The sequence below is a fragment of the Curvibacter delicatus NBRC 14919 genome, from assembly GCF_001592265.1.
Classification (GTDB): Bacteria; Pseudomonadota; Gammaproteobacteria; order Burkholderiales; family Burkholderiaceae_C; genus Hylemonella; species Hylemonella delicata.
In genome coordinates, this window is record NZ_BCWP01000053.1 from 1 (window position 1) to 15251 (window position 15251).

Annotated in this window: 11 protein-coding genes and 2 tRNA genes; 7 read left to right on the top strand and 6 right to left on the bottom strand. The window is 63.7% G+C overall.

What is annotated here, in order from left to right:
* From CDE01S_RS16785 to CDE01S_RS16795, 3 genes are all read left to right on the top strand, one after another.
* A partial coding sequence (locus CDE01S_RS16785; protein WP_157077170.1) for an HDOD domain-containing protein occupies positions 1-836 on the top strand: 836 nt, incomplete at its 5' end.
* Positions 837-838: 2 nt separating this feature from the next.
* Positions 839-1729, top strand: a complete 891-nt coding sequence (locus tag CDE01S_RS16790) for an MBL fold metallo-hydrolase (protein ID WP_066710330.1) — start codon at positions 839-841, stop codon at positions 1727-1729.
* Between the two features lie 18 nt (positions 1730-1747).
* The gene (locus tag CDE01S_RS16795; RefSeq protein WP_066710332.1) at positions 1748-3196 is read left to right on the top strand and encodes a bifunctional ADP-dependent NAD(P)H-hydrate dehydratase/NAD(P)H-hydrate epimerase; all 1449 of its coding nucleotides are present in this window, start codon (positions 1748-1750) and stop codon (positions 3194-3196) included.
* Here the strand turns inward: CDE01S_RS16795 and CDE01S_RS16800 are convergent.
* Both CDE01S_RS16800 and rnr read right to left on the bottom strand, forming a co-directional pair.
* Entirely contained in the window at positions 3193-3948 is a 756-nt protein-coding gene (locus tag CDE01S_RS16800; protein ID WP_066710334.1) for an SDR family oxidoreductase, read from the bottom strand. The two genes, CDE01S_RS16795 and CDE01S_RS16800, sit on opposite strands and share 4 nt — an antisense overlap.
* Positions 3949-3971: 23 nt before the next feature.
* Positions 3972-6230 carry a ribonuclease R gene (gene rnr, locus CDE01S_RS16805; protein ID WP_066710336.1) on the bottom strand — a complete coding sequence of 753 codons (2259 nt, stop codon included), beginning with the start codon at positions 6228-6230 and terminating at the stop codon, positions 3972-3974.
* A 49-nt stretch (positions 6231-6279) separates the two neighbouring features.
* Between rnr and CDE01S_RS16810 the strand changes: the two genes are divergently transcribed.
* Positions 6280-6364, top strand: a tRNA-Leu gene (locus tag CDE01S_RS16810).
* A gap of 262 nt (positions 6365-6626) precedes the next feature.
* Here CDE01S_RS16810 and rimO read toward each other — a convergent pair.
* From rimO to CDE01S_RS16825, 3 genes are all read right to left on the bottom strand, one after another.
* Positions 6627-8036 carry a 30S ribosomal protein S12 methylthiotransferase RimO gene (gene rimO, locus CDE01S_RS16815; protein WP_066710339.1) on the bottom strand — a complete coding sequence of 470 codons (1410 nt, stop codon included), beginning with the start codon at positions 8034-8036 and terminating at the stop codon, positions 6627-6629.
* Between the two features lie 31 nt (positions 8037-8067).
* Positions 8068-8601: a polyhydroxyalkanoate synthesis repressor PhaR gene (gene phaR / locus CDE01S_RS16820; RefSeq protein WP_066710351.1), complete on the bottom strand. Its 534-nt coding sequence runs from the start codon at positions 8599-8601 to the stop codon at positions 8068-8070.
* 150 nt (positions 8602-8751) lie between these two features.
* A tRNA-Val gene (locus CDE01S_RS16825) sits at positions 8752-8828 on the bottom strand.
* 159 nt (positions 8829-8987) lie between these two features.
* On the opposite strand from CDE01S_RS16825, the gene CDE01S_RS16830 reads away from it, so the two are divergent.
* The 3 genes from CDE01S_RS16830 (at position 8988) to rpoD (ending at position 14465) form a co-directional block, all read left to right on the top strand.
* Positions 8988-9746: a 3-hydroxyacyl-CoA dehydrogenase gene (locus CDE01S_RS16830; protein ID WP_066710341.1), complete on the top strand. Its 759-nt coding sequence runs from the start codon at positions 8988-8990 to the stop codon at positions 9744-9746.
* Positions 9747-9843: 97 nt separating this feature from the next.
* Positions 9844-11730 (top strand): DNA primase, encoded by a 1887-nt coding sequence (gene dnaG / locus CDE01S_RS16835; RefSeq protein WP_066710343.1) that lies wholly within the window; start codon positions 9844-9846, stop codon positions 11728-11730.
* 344 nt (positions 11731-12074) lie between these two features.
* The gene (rpoD, locus tag CDE01S_RS16840; RefSeq protein WP_066710345.1) at positions 12075-14465 is read left to right on the top strand and encodes an RNA polymerase sigma factor RpoD; all 2391 of its coding nucleotides are present in this window, start codon (positions 12075-12077) and stop codon (positions 14463-14465) included.
* A gap of 313 nt (positions 14466-14778) precedes the next feature.
* On the opposite strand, the gene CDE01S_RS16845 is transcribed toward rpoD, so the two are convergent.
* On the bottom strand, positions 14779-15251 hold a 473-nt coding region (locus CDE01S_RS16845; RefSeq protein ID WP_500778420.1), incomplete at its 5' end, for a DODA-type extradiol aromatic ring-opening family dioxygenase.

The window sequence follows — 15251 nt, forward strand, 5'->3', positions numbered from 1 at the left end:
TCAGCAAATCCTTAGCCCTCGCCGTGGACGAGATGCCGGCCTTTCCGAAGAGCGTGCAAAAAATCCTGGAACTGACCCGGGATGTGGACTGCACGCCCAAGGATCTGGTACAGGTGATCGACAAGGACCCGGTGCTCACGGTCAAGATCCTGAAAGTCGTCAACTCGGCCTACTACAGCCTGCCCAAGCAGGTCACCTCGATCAGCCACGCCGTGGTCTTCATGGGCTTCAACACCATCAAGAACCTCGCCTTGGGCATTGCCGCCATCGGCATGCTGCCCAAAAGCAATGCGGCCGGCTTCGATGTGCAGCAGTACCTGCTGCACTCGCTGGCCACGGCAGGCATTGCCCGACAGCTGGCCTCCGACCTGGACAGCGCCGACCCGATGGACTGCTTCATTGCCGGCCTGCTGCACGATTTCGGCAAGGTGGTGTTCGCCCAGTTCATGCCCGACGAGTTCCGCCACGCGCTGGAAATCAGCCAGCGCGACGGCACCTCGCTGCACGAGGCACTGCAGCACAGCATCGGCGCCGACCATGCGCTGGTGGGCGCCATGCTGGTGGAAAAGTGGCGCTTCTCCCCCCATCTGGTGGAAGCCATCCGCAACCAGCACGGCGCGGAACTGAAAGACAGCGACATGATCGCCTGCGTCTTTGCCGCCAACCAGATCAGCAAGAAACTGCAATTCGGCTTTGGTGGCAATACCTGCATCGAGGAGCTCACACCCGCCATGGCGCGGCGTCTGGGCGGCCATCTGGATGCCGTCATCGCCCGGCTGGGCGATCTGACCACCCTGTTCGAAGAAGCCCAGATCTTTTCCCGACTCGAAGGCTGAGCATGAAAGTCAAGTTCTGGGGCGTCCGCGGCTCCATCGCCTCCCCCGGACCGCACACGGTACGCTACGGCGGCAACACCACCTGCATCGAGATCCGCACCGACAACAATGAGCTGATCATCCTGGATGCCGGCACCGGCATCTTCCCGCTGTCTCAGACCCTGCTGGCCGAACTGCCGGTGCAGGCCAATGTGCTCATCACGCATTCGCATTGGGACCACATCCAGGGCCTCCCCTTCTTCATCCCCAACTTCATCCCCGGCAACCTGCTGCGCCTGCATGGCGCCTTCGACCCGGTGTCCGGCAAGGGCGTTGAACAGGTGATGTCGGTGCAGCTGCAATACAGCTACTTTCCGGTGCGCGAAGCGGAGATGAAAGCGCGCATCGAGTACGTCACGCTGGCACCAGAGCAGACCATCCAGATCGGCAGCGCCACCATCACGCCCTACCTGCTCAACCACCCGGTCATCAACTTCGGCTACCGCATCGAGGCCGGCGGCAAGTCGGTGTTCTTCACCGGCGACCATGAGCCGCCGTACAACATCTATGAGCCAGGCGACGCTGAACACGCCGAATACCAGGCCTTCGTCGATGAAAAGCAAGCCGCCATCCTGGAAGCGATCCGCGGTGTCGATGTGCTGATTGCCGACACCTCCTACACCGCTCAGGAGTACCCGGCCAAAAAAGGCTGGGGCCACGGCACTTTCGAAAGCAGCATCCAGGCCGCACGCCAAGCCGGTGCCCGCGTGCTCTACTGCACCCACCACGAGCCCACGCGCAGCGACGATGCGCTGGAAGCCGCCTTCGCCCAGGCGCTGGCCGACAACCCGGCCCCACCGGGCGACCGGCTGGACATCCGCCTGGCGCGCGAAGGCGACAGTTACGAGTTCTGAGCCGACAGGCCGCGCAGCATGGACAAGATCGACACCCGCCTCCCCCACCCGCTGCACCAGGTCGCCATCACACGCCAACTGGAGGCCACGCTGGCGGACAGGCTACCACCTCACACCCTGATGCAGCGCGCCGGCTTGGCCACGGCACGGCTGGCGCTGGCGCTGGCGCCCCACGCCTCCACCTTCTGGCTCGCCTGCGGACCGGGCAACAACGGCGGTGATGGCCTGGAGGCCGCCATGCACTTGCAACAGTGGGGCAAGACCGCGCTGGTGAGCTGGCTCGGCACGCCGCAGGAGGCACCGGCCGACGCCCGTGCCTCCTATGCGCGTGCCCAGGCCGCCGGCGTACGCTTCCTGGATGCGCCGCCGGCCGCATGCGACTGCTGCATCGATGCCCTGCTCGGCATCGGCGTCACGCGCCCGGCCGAAGGACGGCTGGCCGAGTGGATTGCGCACATCAACACCCTGAGCGTACCGGTGCTGGCGGTGGACCTGCCTTCGGGCCTGAATGCCGATACCGGGGCCTGCGACGGCCCTGGTGTGCGCGCGACGCACACCTTGAGCCTGCTCACGCTCAAACCGGGACTGTTCACCGGGCAGGGTCGCGACGCGGCGGGTGAAGTTTGGTTCGAATCGCTGGGCGCAGAAAACGTCGCGGCACCACCGGCGCAAGCCACGCTGTCCGGCGCACCGCTCCCCCATGCACGGCCGCACGCCTCGCACAAGGGCAGCTATGGCGATGTTGCTGTCATCGGTGGTGCCCCGGGCATGACCGGCGCAGCACTGCTGGCGGCTTGCGCAGCTTTGCACCAAGGCGCCGGACGGGTGTTTGTCGGCTTGCTGGACGGCGGCAGTCTGGGCGTTGATGCCAACCACCCCGAACTGATGTTCCGCCCGCTTGAAGCGCTGGATTCGGCACAGCTGACGGTGGTCTGCGGCTGTGGTGGCGGCACGGCGATTGCCACCCAGCTGCCGCGATTCTTATCAAAAGCACCCCTTGCCGTCATTGATGCAGACGCTCTCAATTCAATAGCAAACGACAGCCAGCTCCAGCAGCAACTGCGTGCCCGTCATGCGCGTGGACGCCAGACTGTGTTGACACCCCACCCTCTGGAAGCCGCCCGCCTGCTCGACACAACCACGGCAGCGGTGCAGCACGACCGGCTGGCCACGGCGCAGCAGCTCGCCCAACGCTTTTATTGCACCGTGGTGTTGAAGGGATCGGGCACGGTGATTGCCACGCCGGGCATCACACCGGCCATCAACCCGACCGGCAATGCGCTTTTGGCGACCGCCGGCACCGGTGATGTGCTGGCCGGCATGATTGGCGCCCGGCTGGCCAATGGTCGGTCGGCCTTCCAGGCTGCTTGCGAAGCGGTCTGGTTGCACGGCCGCGCCGCTGACACCTGGCCGCACGACCAAGCCCTGACAGCCGGCGCGCTGGCGCACGCCGGCTTCGTCAACTAGCCACGCCCGACAAAGGGCATCTTGCTCGCCATCACGGTGTGGAACAGCACGTTGGCTTCCAGCGGCAAGTTGGCCATGTAGAGCACCGACTGGCCGACGATGCCGACGTCCATCAGCGGCTCCACCGCGATCTCGCCACTGGCTTGCGGTACGCCCTTGGCCATACGCTCGGCCATCTCGGTGGCGGCATTGCCGATGTCGATCTGGCCGACTGCGATGTCGTACTTGCGGCCATCGAGCGAAGCGGTCTTCGTCAACCCCATCACACCATGCTTGGTCGCGGTGTAGGCGATCGAGTTCGGCCGCGGCGCATGGGCTGAAATGGAGCCGTTGTTGATGATGCGGCCACCACGCGGCGACTGTGTCTTCATGACACGGAACGCCTGCTGGATGCACAGGAACATGCCGGTGAGGTTGATGTCCACCACGTTCTTCCACTGCTCGACCGTCAAGTCCTCCAGCGGAATGCCCGGCGCATTGACGCCGGCGTTGTTGAACAGCACGTCCACTCGGCCCCAGGCCTGCACCGTGGCATCAAACAGGGCCCGCACCGACTCCGGCTGCGACACATCGGTGGGCAACACCAGTGCGCGCTCACCGGCACCGGAGGCCGCCGCGACCGCCAGCAGCGGTTCGCGCCGGCGTCCGGCCAGTGCCACGCGATAGCCGTCGGCCAGCAAAGCCAGCGCCGCCGCCTTGCCGATGCCCGTGCCGGCGCCGGTCACGATAGCTACTTTGTTATGACCCGTCATTCTTCCTGGTCTCCAAACTGAACTTATTTGCGCCGGCTCTTGCGCCCTTTGCTTTTGGCCGCAACCTTCTTCACTGCCGCCTTGAGCGCCTGGATCGGTGACGGCAGGGCACGGGACTGCGCAGCCGACACCTTCTTCGCGGCACGCTTGGCCGACGTCTTGGTCGGCATACCCTCGCCACCGCGGCCGTCGTGGGCCAGGCCCTTGTCCTTCATGGCGCGTGCCATGAACTCCTCACCCTCGCGCACCAGGCGGAAGTCGATGCGCCGGCCGTCCAGGTCGACGCGGCTGACCTGCACCCGTACCCGCGTGCCGATGGCATAGCGGATGCCGGTGCGCTCGCCGCGCAGCTCTTGGCGAGCCTCGTCGAAGCGGAAGTACTCGCCGCCCAATTCGGTGATGTGCACCAGTCCCTCGACGTACATGGCGTCGAGCGTGACGAAGATGCCGAAGCTGGTGGCCGCTGTCACCACACCGCTGAACTCCTCGCCCAGGTGCTCGCGCATGTACTTGCACTTGAGCCAGGCTTCCACATCGCGGCTGGCCTCGTCGGCCCGGCGCTCGTTGGCGCTGCAGTGCAGGCCGGCCGCCTGCCAGGCCATCAGCTCGGCGCTGACCTTCTTCGGCTTCTCGCCCGAGAGCTTCTGCTTGGCCGCTTCGCTCTTCTCGATCCGGCGCGACAGCTTGGCGTGCGCCTCGCCCGGCGTCGGCAGGGCCGGCAGGTGGTAACGCGTCTTGCCCAGGATGGCCTTGATCACACGGTGCACCAGCAGGTCCGGATAGCGCCGTATCGGGCTGGTGAAATGGGTGTAGGACTCGAAGGCCAGGCCGAAGTGGCCGCTGTTGTGCGGCGTGTAGATCGCCTGCTGCATCGAGCGTAGCAGCATGGTGTGGATCTGCTGCGCGTCCGGGCGCTCCTTGGTGGCCACGGCGATGGCCTGGAATTCCGCCGGCGAGGGGTTCTCGCTGATGGTCATGCCCACGCCGGTAGCCTTGAGGTAGTTGCGCAGCAGCTCATTCTTCTCCGGCGTCGGCCCTTCGTGCACGCGGAACAGGCCGGCGTGCTTGCTCTGGCCAATGAAATCGGCGCTGCAGACATTAGCCGCCAGCATGGCCTCCTCGATCAGGCGGTGTGCCTCGTTGCGCACACGCGGCACAATTTTCTCGATGCGTCCACTCTCGTCGCAGACGATCTGGGTTTCGGTGGTTTCGAAATCCACCGCCCCACGCTTGGCGCGCGCTGCCAGCAAGGCACGGTAGACATCGTCGAGATTCAGCAGATCGCCCACCAGCGCCTTGCGCCGCTGCGCCTCCGGGCCATGGGTGTTGGACAGGATGGCCGCCACCTCGGTATAGGTCAGACGCGCGTGGCTCCACATCACCGCCGGGTAGAACTGGTAGGCCGTGATCTCGCCTTCGTTGCTGATGAACATGTCGCACACCATGCACAGGCGTTCGACCTCGGGATTGAGCGAGCACAAACCGTTGGACAGCTTCTCCGGCAGCATCGGGATGACGCGGCGCGGGAAATAGACACTGGTGGCGCGCTCGTAGGCATCGACGTCGATCGGCGAACCGGTCTCCACATAGTGGCTGACATCGGCAATCGCCACCAGCAGGCGCCAGCCGCGTACCGCGTTCTTGCCGCGGCCCTGGGTTGCCGGCTCGCAATAGACGGCATCGTCAAAGTCGCGCGCGTCCTCGCCATCGATGGTCACCAAAGGCACATCGGTCAGGTCAACACGGTGCCGCTTGTCCTGCGGCCGCACCTTGTCGGGCAGACCACGGGCCTGGGCAATACAGGCTTCCGTGAATTCATGCGGCACGCTGTACTTGCGCACCGCGATCTCGATTTCCATGCCGGGGTCGTCGACCTCACCCAGCACTTCCTTGATGCGCCCCACCGGCTGGCCGAACAGGGCCGGCGGCTCCACGAGCTCCACCACCACCACCTGGCCAGGTTTGGCCTGGCCGGTCGCGCCCTTGGGAATCAGGATGTCCTGCCCGTAGCGTTTGTCCTCGGGCGCCACCAACCAGACGCCGCTCTCCTGCAGCAGCCGGCCGATGATCGGATGTGCCGGTCGCTCGATGATCTCCAGCACGCGCCCCTCGGGGCGGCCCTTGCGATCAGAACGCACGATGCGCGCCTTGACGCGGTCCTTGTGGAGCACGGCGCGCATCTCATTGGGTGGCAAATAAATGTCCGGTTCACCGTCGTCACGCACCACAAAACCATGGCCGTCACGATGACCTTGAACACTTCCTTCAATTTCTTCCAACAATCCGCTGGAACGCTCAAAATTTTTGATATACTTCTCTCTTTCCTGAAATGCCCAGGTGGCGGAATTGGTAGACGCACTAGTTTCAGGTACTAGCGAGTAACATCGTGGAGGTTCGAGTCCTCTCCTGGGCACCAATATAAAGTAAAACCGTTACGGTTTTGCAAACAAAAAGCCGCTGAACCTTCAGCGGCTTTTTTTCTTTCCGGCTTCTGCTACACCGCAACAGTTCCGCCGCGCGTTGTACAACCTGCGCCGAACAAAACCCTCGACCCGGGAAACGCCGTGGAACCGGCTTGGCCGGGCCACTGGCGTTGCCCCCTGCAAGGGGCTGAAGCCTGCGGCTCCGGGCCTGTCTGGCGAAGCGACACGCCCTTTGCGCAGCCTGGGGGTGTTCCATCAGACGGGCTGTGCCACCAGATCGTGGCCTTGCGTACCGACGATGCGGGCACGCGTGAACTCACCGACCTTGAGCGTCTTGCTGATCTTTTCCGGTGGCAGCAGCTTGACCACGCCGTCGATCTCCGGCGCATCGGCATAACTGCGCCCGACCCCGCCCTTGCGCCCCATCGCCGGCGCCGAGTCCACCAACACCTGCATGGTGGCACCCACGCGCTGCTGCAACCTGGCAATCGAGACCTCCTCGGCCACTGCCATGAAGCGGGCGCGCCGTTCCTCGCGCACTTCCTCAGGCAGCATGCCTGGCAATTCGTTGGCCGTCGCGCCCTTGACCGGGCTGTAGGCAAAACAACCGGCGCGGTCGATCTTCGCTTCGCGCATGAAATCGAGCAGATGCTCGAACTCGGCTTCCGTCTCGCCGGGGAAACCGGCGATGAAGGTGCTGCGGATCACGATCTCGGGGCAGACTTCGCGCCAGCGCTGGATGCGCTCCAGGTTCTTCTCGCCGCTGGCCGGGCGCTTCATGCGCTTGAGCACGTCGGGGTGGCTGTGCTGCAGCGGTACATCGAGGTACGGCAGCACCTTGCCGGTGGCCATCAGGTCAATGATCTCGTCCACATGGGGATAGGGATAGACGTAATGCAGGCGCACCCAGGCGCCATGCGCCTCGGCCAGCTCGCCCAGCGCCTGCACCAGCTCGAACATGCGGGTCTTGACCGGCTTGCCGTCCCAGAAACCGGTGCGGTATTTCACGTCCACGCCGTAGGCGGAGGTGTCCTGGCTGATCACCAGCAATTCCTTCACGCCGCCTTCGAACAGCGCCTTGGCCTCTTTCAGCACATCACCCACCGGACGGCTGACGAGGTCGCCACGCATCGAAGGGATGATGCAGAAGGTGCAACGGTGGTTGCAGCCCTCGCTGATCTTGAGATACGCATAGTGGCGCGGCGTCAGCTTGATGCCGGCTTCACCGAAGGCACCCGGCACCAGGTCGATGAAGGGATCGTGCGGCTTCGGCAAGTGCGCATGCACCGCGTTCATCACTTCCTGCGTGGCGTGCGGGCCGGTGACGGCCAGCACACGAGGGTGGATTTCCTTGATGAGGTTGCCGCCGTCCTCGGCCGTCTTCGCCCCCAGGCAGCCGGTGACGATGACTTTGCCGTTCTCGGCCAGCGCCTCGCCGATGGTGTCCAGGCTTTCCTTCACCGCGTCGTCGATGAAACCGCAGGTGTTGACGATCACCAGGTCCGCGCCCTGGAAGGTTTTGGCCGTCTGGTAGCCCTCGGCACTCAGCTGGGTCAGGATCAGTTCGGAATCAGTCAGCGCTTTGGGGCAGCCCAGGCTGACGAAGCCGATTTTCGGTGTGGGAGCAGCGGAATCGGGAGAGGTGGGGGACAGGGCTTCACTCATCCCTGTATTGTCCCAGTATTCGGCGGAGCGTTCAGCGCTTCAGCCCGAAGGCCCCCAGCATCTGCTCGGTCTGCTTCTGCATCTGCTCCTGCATCTGCACGAACATGGCCTTGGACTGCTCCAGGTTGCTGTTCACCAGCCCCTGCATCATGGGCGCCTGCATGGCCATGAACTGGGTCCACATCTCGGGCGTCACACCCTTGGACTGCTCGGCCAGCTTGCTCTGCACGTCATACAGGGACTGGATGTTCTTTTCCAGGTAGCCACCCATGAAACCCTGCATGGCATGGCCGTAGAAACGGATGATGTTGGCCAGCACCGAGGCGCTGAACATCGGCGTGCCGCCGGCTTCTTCTTCCAGGATGATCTGCAGCAGGATGCTGCGCGTGATGTCTTCGCCGGTCTTGGCGTCGCGCACCACGAAGGCGGCGTTGGCCATCACCAGTTGCTTGATCTCGGTCAGCGTGATGTAGCTCGAGGTATTGGTGTCGTACAGCCGACGGTTGGGGTATTTCTTGATGATCCGCTCAGCGCCTGCAGCGGCATCCCCTTGCTTCTCTTTCATGACCGGCATCTCCTCTCCTCGATCCTGTGGATCTACTCAAGCTACTGCGCTGCGACACATTCTAGGAAGAGATGTGGCGCAAAGCCCCCAAGGTTTACCCTGAGGGGAAACGAAAAAGCCCCGGCTTCATGGGAAACCGGGGCTGCATCTTGGTAGGCGCGATTGGACTCGAACCAACGACCCCCACCATGTCAAGGTGGTGCTCTAACCAGCTGAGCTACGCGCCTAAGAGTATTCGAGAAGCGAGAGTATAGCAGCAAACCGGCGCTTCAATGATCAGGCCGGCAAAAAAACGTGCTGCTGCCGTCACGAAAGGGCAATGCCGTGGGACATAATTGACGTTAACGTAAACGTCAAACATCCCATTTTTACCTCTGGAGATCGACATGCAAATTGCAGGCAAAGTATTCATCGTGACCGGCGGCGCTTCGGGCCTGGGCGAAGGCACCGCGCGCATGCTGGCAGCCAATGGCGGCAAGGTCGTCATTGCCGACATGCAGGCTGAAAAAGGCGAGGCGGTGGCCAAGGAGATTGGCGGCGCCTTTGTCAAGTGCGACGTCAGCCAGGAAGCCGACGGCCAGGCCGTGGTGGCCAAGGCCCTCTCGCTGGGCAAGCTGATGGGCCTGGTCAACTGCGCCGGCATTGCCCCGGCCGAGAAGACCGTGGGCAAGAACGGCGCCCACGCACTGGCAACGTTCAGCAAGACCATCACGGTCAATCTGGTGGGCAGCTTCAACATGATCCGCCTGGCCGCTGACGCCATGTGCAAGAACGAACCCGAGTCCACCGGCGAGCGCGGCGTGATGATCTCCACCGCATCGGTCGCAGCCTATGACGGCCAGATCGGCCAAGCCGCCTACAGCGCCTCCAAGGGCGGCGTGGTGGGCATGACGCTGCCGATCGCGCGCGACCTGGCCCGCAACGGCATCCGCAACATGACGATCGCCCCCGGCATCTTCGGCACGCCCATGCTGTTCGGCATGCCGCAGGAGGTGCAGGACGCACTGGCCGCCAGCGTGCCCTTCCCCAGCCGCCTGGGCACCCCCGAGGACTACGCCAAGTTGGCCAAGCACATCATCGAAAACGACATGCTCAACGGCGAAGTGATCCGCCTGGACGGCGCCATCCGCTTGGCGCCGCGCTGATTCGTCCCGTCCGCAAAGCCGGCCGCCCCACCCGGGTCGGCCGGCTTTTTTGTGTCTGACAACAGAAGCTGTCACCAGTCTTCCTACAATCGACCGTATGGCCATCCCCCAATCCTTCATCCAGGAGCTGCTAGCGCGCGCCGACGTCGTCGAGATCGTCGGGCGCTACGTGCAGCTCAAGAAGGGGGGCGCCAATTTCATGGGGTTATGCCCGTTCCACGCCGAGAAGTCGCCCTCGTTCACGGTCAGCCCGACCAAGCAGTTCTACCACTGCTTCGGCTGCGGCAAGCACGGCGACTCCATCAACTTCCTGATGGAACACACCGGCATGAGCTTCATCGAGGCGGTGAAGGAACTGGCCCAGCATTACGGCCTGCAAGTACCGGAAGACGAGGCCAGCCCGCAGGATCGCGCACGTGCCGTCGAACAGCGGCAAAAACAGGCCACGCTGAACGACGTGCTGGAAAAGGCCGGCGAGGCCTATCGCAAACATCTGAAAAGCGCGCCACGCGCCATCGACTACCTCAAACGCCGCGGCCTGTCCGGCGAAATCGCCAAGCAGTTCGGCCTGGGTTATGCGCCCGAAGGCTGGCGCAGTCTGGCCAGCGTCTTTCCACAGTACGACGACCCGCTGCTGGTGGAAAGCGGCTTGGTCATCACCAACGCGGAAGAGAACAACGGCGGCGAGGAAAAACGCTACGACCGCTTCCGCGACCGCATCATGTTCCCGATCCGCAACGTCAAGGGCGAGTGCATCGGTTTCGGCGGGCGCGTGCTCGGCGACGAAAAACCCAAGTACCTGAACTCACCGGAAACGCCGGTGTTCAGCAAGGGGCGCGAGTTGTACGGTCTGTTCGAGGCGCGCAACGCGATCCGCGACCTCGGCTACGCGCTGGTGACCGAAGGCTACATGGACGTGGTGGCGCTGGCGCAACTGGGTTTTCCCAACGCCGTGGCCACACTGGGCACCGCCTGCACCACCGAGCATGTGCAGAAGCTGTTTCGCTTTACCGACACCGTGGTCTTCAGCTTCGACGGCGACGCCGCCGGCCGGCGTGCCGCGCGCAAGGCGCTCGACGGCGCCCTGCCCTACGCTACCGATGTGCGCAGCGTGAAGTTTCTGTTCCTGCCGGCCGAGCACGACCCCGACAGCTACATCCGCGAGTTCGGCCGCGAGGCCTTTGCCCGCTGCGTCAGCGAGGCCGTACCGCTGAGCCGTTTCCTGATCGAGGCGGCGCGTGAGGGTTGCGACCTCTCCAGTGCCGAAGGCCGCGCCCACCTGGCCAGCAACGCCAAACCGCTGTGGAGCCAGTTGCCCGACGGCGCGCTCAAGCGCCAATTGCTGACCGAGATCGCCGAGCTGGTGCAGCTGAGCGGCCAGGAGCTGAACGAGCTCTGGAATCCGCCAGCCCGCAGCAGCGAGCGCGAACGCCCAAACGCCAACCGCTCTGAAAACCATAGCGCCTGGCGCAATGATGGCGAAGGTTACAGCCCGAAATTCAGCAAAAAATGGGCGCCACGGCCACCCCGCGTGCGTGCCCAACTGGTCAACCGGGCCGACCATGCGACCCGCCTGCTGCTGGCGCACAGCGGCATCTGGGACAACCTCTCGAGCGAAGACCACCACCTGCTGTGCGAGTTGCCCGAGCCCCACGGCCCGCTCCTAAGCTGGCTGGAAAGCCAACTGCACGAACACGGCCCCCAGCCCTGGGCGGCGCTGCGCGAAGGGCTGCGCGAACACCCGGCCGAGGCGCTGGCGCTCAAGCTCATGACCGGCTCCGACCTGGCGGCCGGCGACGACCATGGCGAAACCCTGGCCGAGCTGCGCAACCTGCTCAACCGCATGCTGATCGACCACCTCAAGGCCCTGGAGACCGAGGCCATCGAGGCCTCCCTCAACAACCCGGCAGCGTTGGAGCGCTACCGTGAATTGCAGCTTCGCCGGCGTGCGCTGGAAACGGCCTCGCCGCAAAAAGCGGATTAGACCCTGCCCCTGGCAAGAATGAGGCGAGCCACCTGCCCGCAAGAGCGCTGCCCTTGCCGCCCTAGCACAAAAGCACCGAAAAACCCCGCCAGCATTGAATTTCTGTTGGCCCCGGCTATAATCCCCAACTGATTTTCGGCAAGAGCGACAGCAGCACCTCCGGGCCAGGCCAACCGCAGCACCACGTGCGCGACCGGCCACCTTACCGCAAGGACTGCATTCCAAATGATCGCCCTCCCATCTTGCCTCTGAGGAACCCCTCCTCTGTCCCCCAACTGCGCCGGTCGTTTTCGGTGCCTGTGTTTGTTTCTTTGTGCCAGTTTTTGATGTCCTGAGGTTGATCCATGCCCGCTCAAAAGTCCAAGAAGCCTGCAAAGCCCGCCGCAAAACCCGTCGCCAAGGCCTCGCCGAAGCCCGTTGCCAAGAAAGCTGCCGCCCCCAAGGCTGTAGCCAAACCGGCAGCCAAGGCCTTGCCGAAGCCCGCTACGAAAGCCTCATCCGTGCCCGCCTCCAAGACCCCTGCCAAAGCCGAAAAAGCCGCCAAGACCCCGGCCGCTGAAGTGAAGAAAACCGTTGCCGTTGCCACCGAAGAAGTGGTGAAGAAAAAACCGGGCCGCCCGCCCAAGGCCGCCTCTGCCGACGGCACAGCACCCAAGACCGGCGCCAAGCGCGGCCGCAAGCCCAAGAACGCGGCCGGTGCCCAGCCGTCTGAAGACCTGGACCTGTCCGACATTGAAGCCGAATTCGCCGAGGAACCGGCAGAAGCTGGCACGGCCGAGAAGGTCAAGCCACTGCGCATGAAGATCAGCAAGGCGAAGGAACGCGCCTTGATGAAGGAATTCGGCCTGGACGAGACCGTCCTGTCCGAGGAGGACATGGCCAAGCGCCGCCAGCGCCTGAAACTGCTGATCAAGCTGGGCAAGACACGCGGCTACCTGACACACGGCGAAATCTCCGACCACCTGCCCGACAAGCTGGTCGATGCCGAGACGCTGGAAGTCGTGATCTCCATGTTGAACGACATGGGCGTGGCGGTGTACGAACAGACGCCGGATGCCGAGACCCTGCTGCTCAACAACACCGGCCCGACCGCCGCCACCGAAGAAGAAGCCGAGGAGGAAGCCGAAGCCGCACTCAGCACGGTGGACAGCGAGTTCGGCCGCACCACCGACCCGGTGCGCATGTACATGCGCGAAATGGGCACGGTCGAGCTGCTCACCCGCGAGGGCGAGATCGAAATCGCCAAGCGCATCGAAGGCGGCCTGATGGCCATGATGGAGGCCATCTCGGCCTCCCCCGCCACCATCGCCGAAATCCTGCGCCTGGGCGAAGAGATCCGCGAAGGCAAGGTCGTCATCACCACCATCGTGGACGGCTTCTCCAACCCCAACGAGGCCGACGACTATGTGGCCGAGGAAGACTTCGACGAATTCGACGAAGCCGACGACGATGACGGCAAGGGCGGCTCCAAAGCCCTGACCAAGAAGCTGGAAGAACTCAAAAAGCAGGCACTGGAGCGCTTCGACAAGCTGCGCGAGCTGTTCGAGAAGGTGCACAAGGTCTACGACAAGGAAGGCTACGGCACGCCCGCCTACATGAAGGCGCAGAAGGCGCTGAGCGAAGAGCTCATGACCATCCGCTTCACCGCCAAGGCGATCGAAAAGCTGTGCGACATGGTACGCGGCCAGGTGGACGACGTGCGCAAGAAGGAGCGCGAACTGCGCCGCATCATCGTCGACAAGTGCGGCTACCCGCAGGAAAACTTCATCGCCGACTTCAGCGGCCGCGACAAGCACGGCAACCGTGTGGCCTCCAACCTGCTCAACCTCAAGTGGATCGAGAAGCAAGCCGCCGCCGGCAAGCCCTGGAGCGCCGTCATGGGCCGCAACATCCCGCCGGTGCAGGACCTGCAGCAAAAGCTGGCCGACCTGCAGGCCCGCGTGGTGGTGCCGCTCGATGAGCTGAAGGACATCAACAAGCGCATGAACGAAGGCGAAGCCGCTTCGCGCAACGCCAAGAAGGAGATGATCGAGGCCAACCTGCGCCTGGTGATCTCGATCGCCAAGAAGTACACCAACCGCGGCCTGCAGTTCCTCGACCTGATCCAGGAAGGCAACATCGGCCTGATGAAGGCGGTCGACAAGTTCGAATACCGTCGCGGCTACAAGTTCTCGACCTACGCCACCTGGTGGATCCGCCAGGCCATCACCCGCTCCATCGCGGACCAGGCCCGCACCATCCGCATCCCGGTGCACATGATCGAGACCATCAACAAGATGAACCGCATCAGCCGCCAGCACCTGCAGGAGTTCGGCTTCGAGCCCGACGCCGGCATCCTGGCTGCCAAGATGGAGATCCCGGAAGACAAGATCCGCAAGATCATGAAGATCGCCAAGGAGCCGATCTCGATGGAAACCCCCATCGGCGACGACGACGACAGCCACCTGGGCGATTTCATCGAGGACACGGCCAACACCGCACCGATGGACGCCGCCATGCAGGCCGGCCTGCGCGAGGTGGTGAAGGACATCCTCGACAGCCTGACGCCGCGCGAAGCCAAGGTGCTGCGCATGCGCTTCGGTATCGAGATGACCAGCGACCACACGCTGGAAGAAGTGGGCAAGCAGTTCGACGTCACACGCGAACGCATCCGCCAGATCGAGGCCAAGGCGCTGCGCAAGCTCAAGCACCCGAGCCGTTCGGACAAGCTGCGCAGCTTCACCGACAGCCTCTAAGCTGCTGTCTTTGGTGAAATAGAAAAGCCCGCATGAAGCGGGCTTTTTTGTACCTCACGCATCGTGGGATTTGCGTGGGTAGCTATTGAGTTCGAAGCATCTGGCGTTGATTTGTGTCCTTGGTCGGGCCGGCGTGCCGGGTCTCGCCCCGGCGGGCGACTCACTTTCTTTACTTCGCCAAAGAAAGTTACTGCGCTGTCGGGCGCACATCCCGACACCTCTCCGACCACACCAACCTCAAGAAATAAAAAGGCGCTCACCCCATACAGAATGAGCGCCAAATGCTATCAACAAGATAGCACGAGGTGCTGCGTTACACCACCGGTTCCAGCGCCAGCACGCCGGTGGCCGTGTTGGAGATCGGGATGTGGTAATTGCTGTGCACCTTGCGTACGCCCGCGCTGGCGGCCGTGAGCGCGGCGCGCATGGCCAGCCACATCAGCAGCTCCACGCCTTGCGTGCCGGCATGCTCCACCAGTTCCAGGTCGCTGAACTGGGTGGCCCACTCGGGGTTGGTTTCCATGCTCTGCAGGAACTGCAGGTCGAACTTCTTGTTGATGAAGCCGGCACGCTCGCCTTCGAGCTGGTGGCTCAGGCCGCCGGTGGCCATCACGGCCACGCGCTTGTCGCTCTTCCACGAGAGGATCGCCTCACCCACAGCCTTGCCGAGTTTGTAGACGCGCTTGGCGGTGGGCAGCGGGAACTGCACGGTGTTGATGTCGATCGGCACGATCTGCACCGGCGCCACGGCGTCCTTGGGCCAGAACAGCTTGAGCGGCAGGGTAC

What these genes read in the sequence shown, in the direction of transcription:
- CDE01S_RS16790 (WP_066710330.1), top strand. Translation starts at nt 839, where the DNA reads ATGAAAGTCAAGTTCTGGGGCGTCCGCGGCTCCATCGCCTCCCCCGGA.
- CDE01S_RS16795 (WP_066710332.1), top strand. Translation starts at nt 1,748, where the DNA reads ATGGACAAGATCGACACCCGCCTCCCCCACCCGCTGCACCAGGTCGCC.
- CDE01S_RS16800 (WP_066710334.1), bottom strand. Translation starts at nt 3,948, where the DNA reads ATGACGGGTCATAACAAAGTAGCTATCGTGACCGGCGCCGGCACGGGC.
- rimO (WP_066710339.1), bottom strand. Translation starts at nt 8,036, where the DNA reads ATGAGTGAAGCCCTGTCCCCCACCTCTCCCGATTCCGCTGCTCCCACA.
- phaR (WP_066710351.1), bottom strand. Translation starts at nt 8,601, where the DNA reads ATGAAAGAGAAGCAAGGGGATGCCGCTGCAGGCGCTGAGCGGATCATC.
- CDE01S_RS16830 (WP_066710341.1), top strand. Translation starts at nt 8,988, where the DNA reads ATGCAAATTGCAGGCAAAGTATTCATCGTGACCGGCGGCGCTTCGGGC.
- dnaG (WP_066710343.1), top strand. Translation starts at nt 9,844, where the DNA reads ATGGCCATCCCCCAATCCTTCATCCAGGAGCTGCTAGCGCGCGCCGAC.
- rpoD (WP_066710345.1), top strand. Translation starts at nt 12,075, where the DNA reads ATGCCCGCTCAAAAGTCCAAGAAGCCTGCAAAGCCCGCCGCAAAACCC.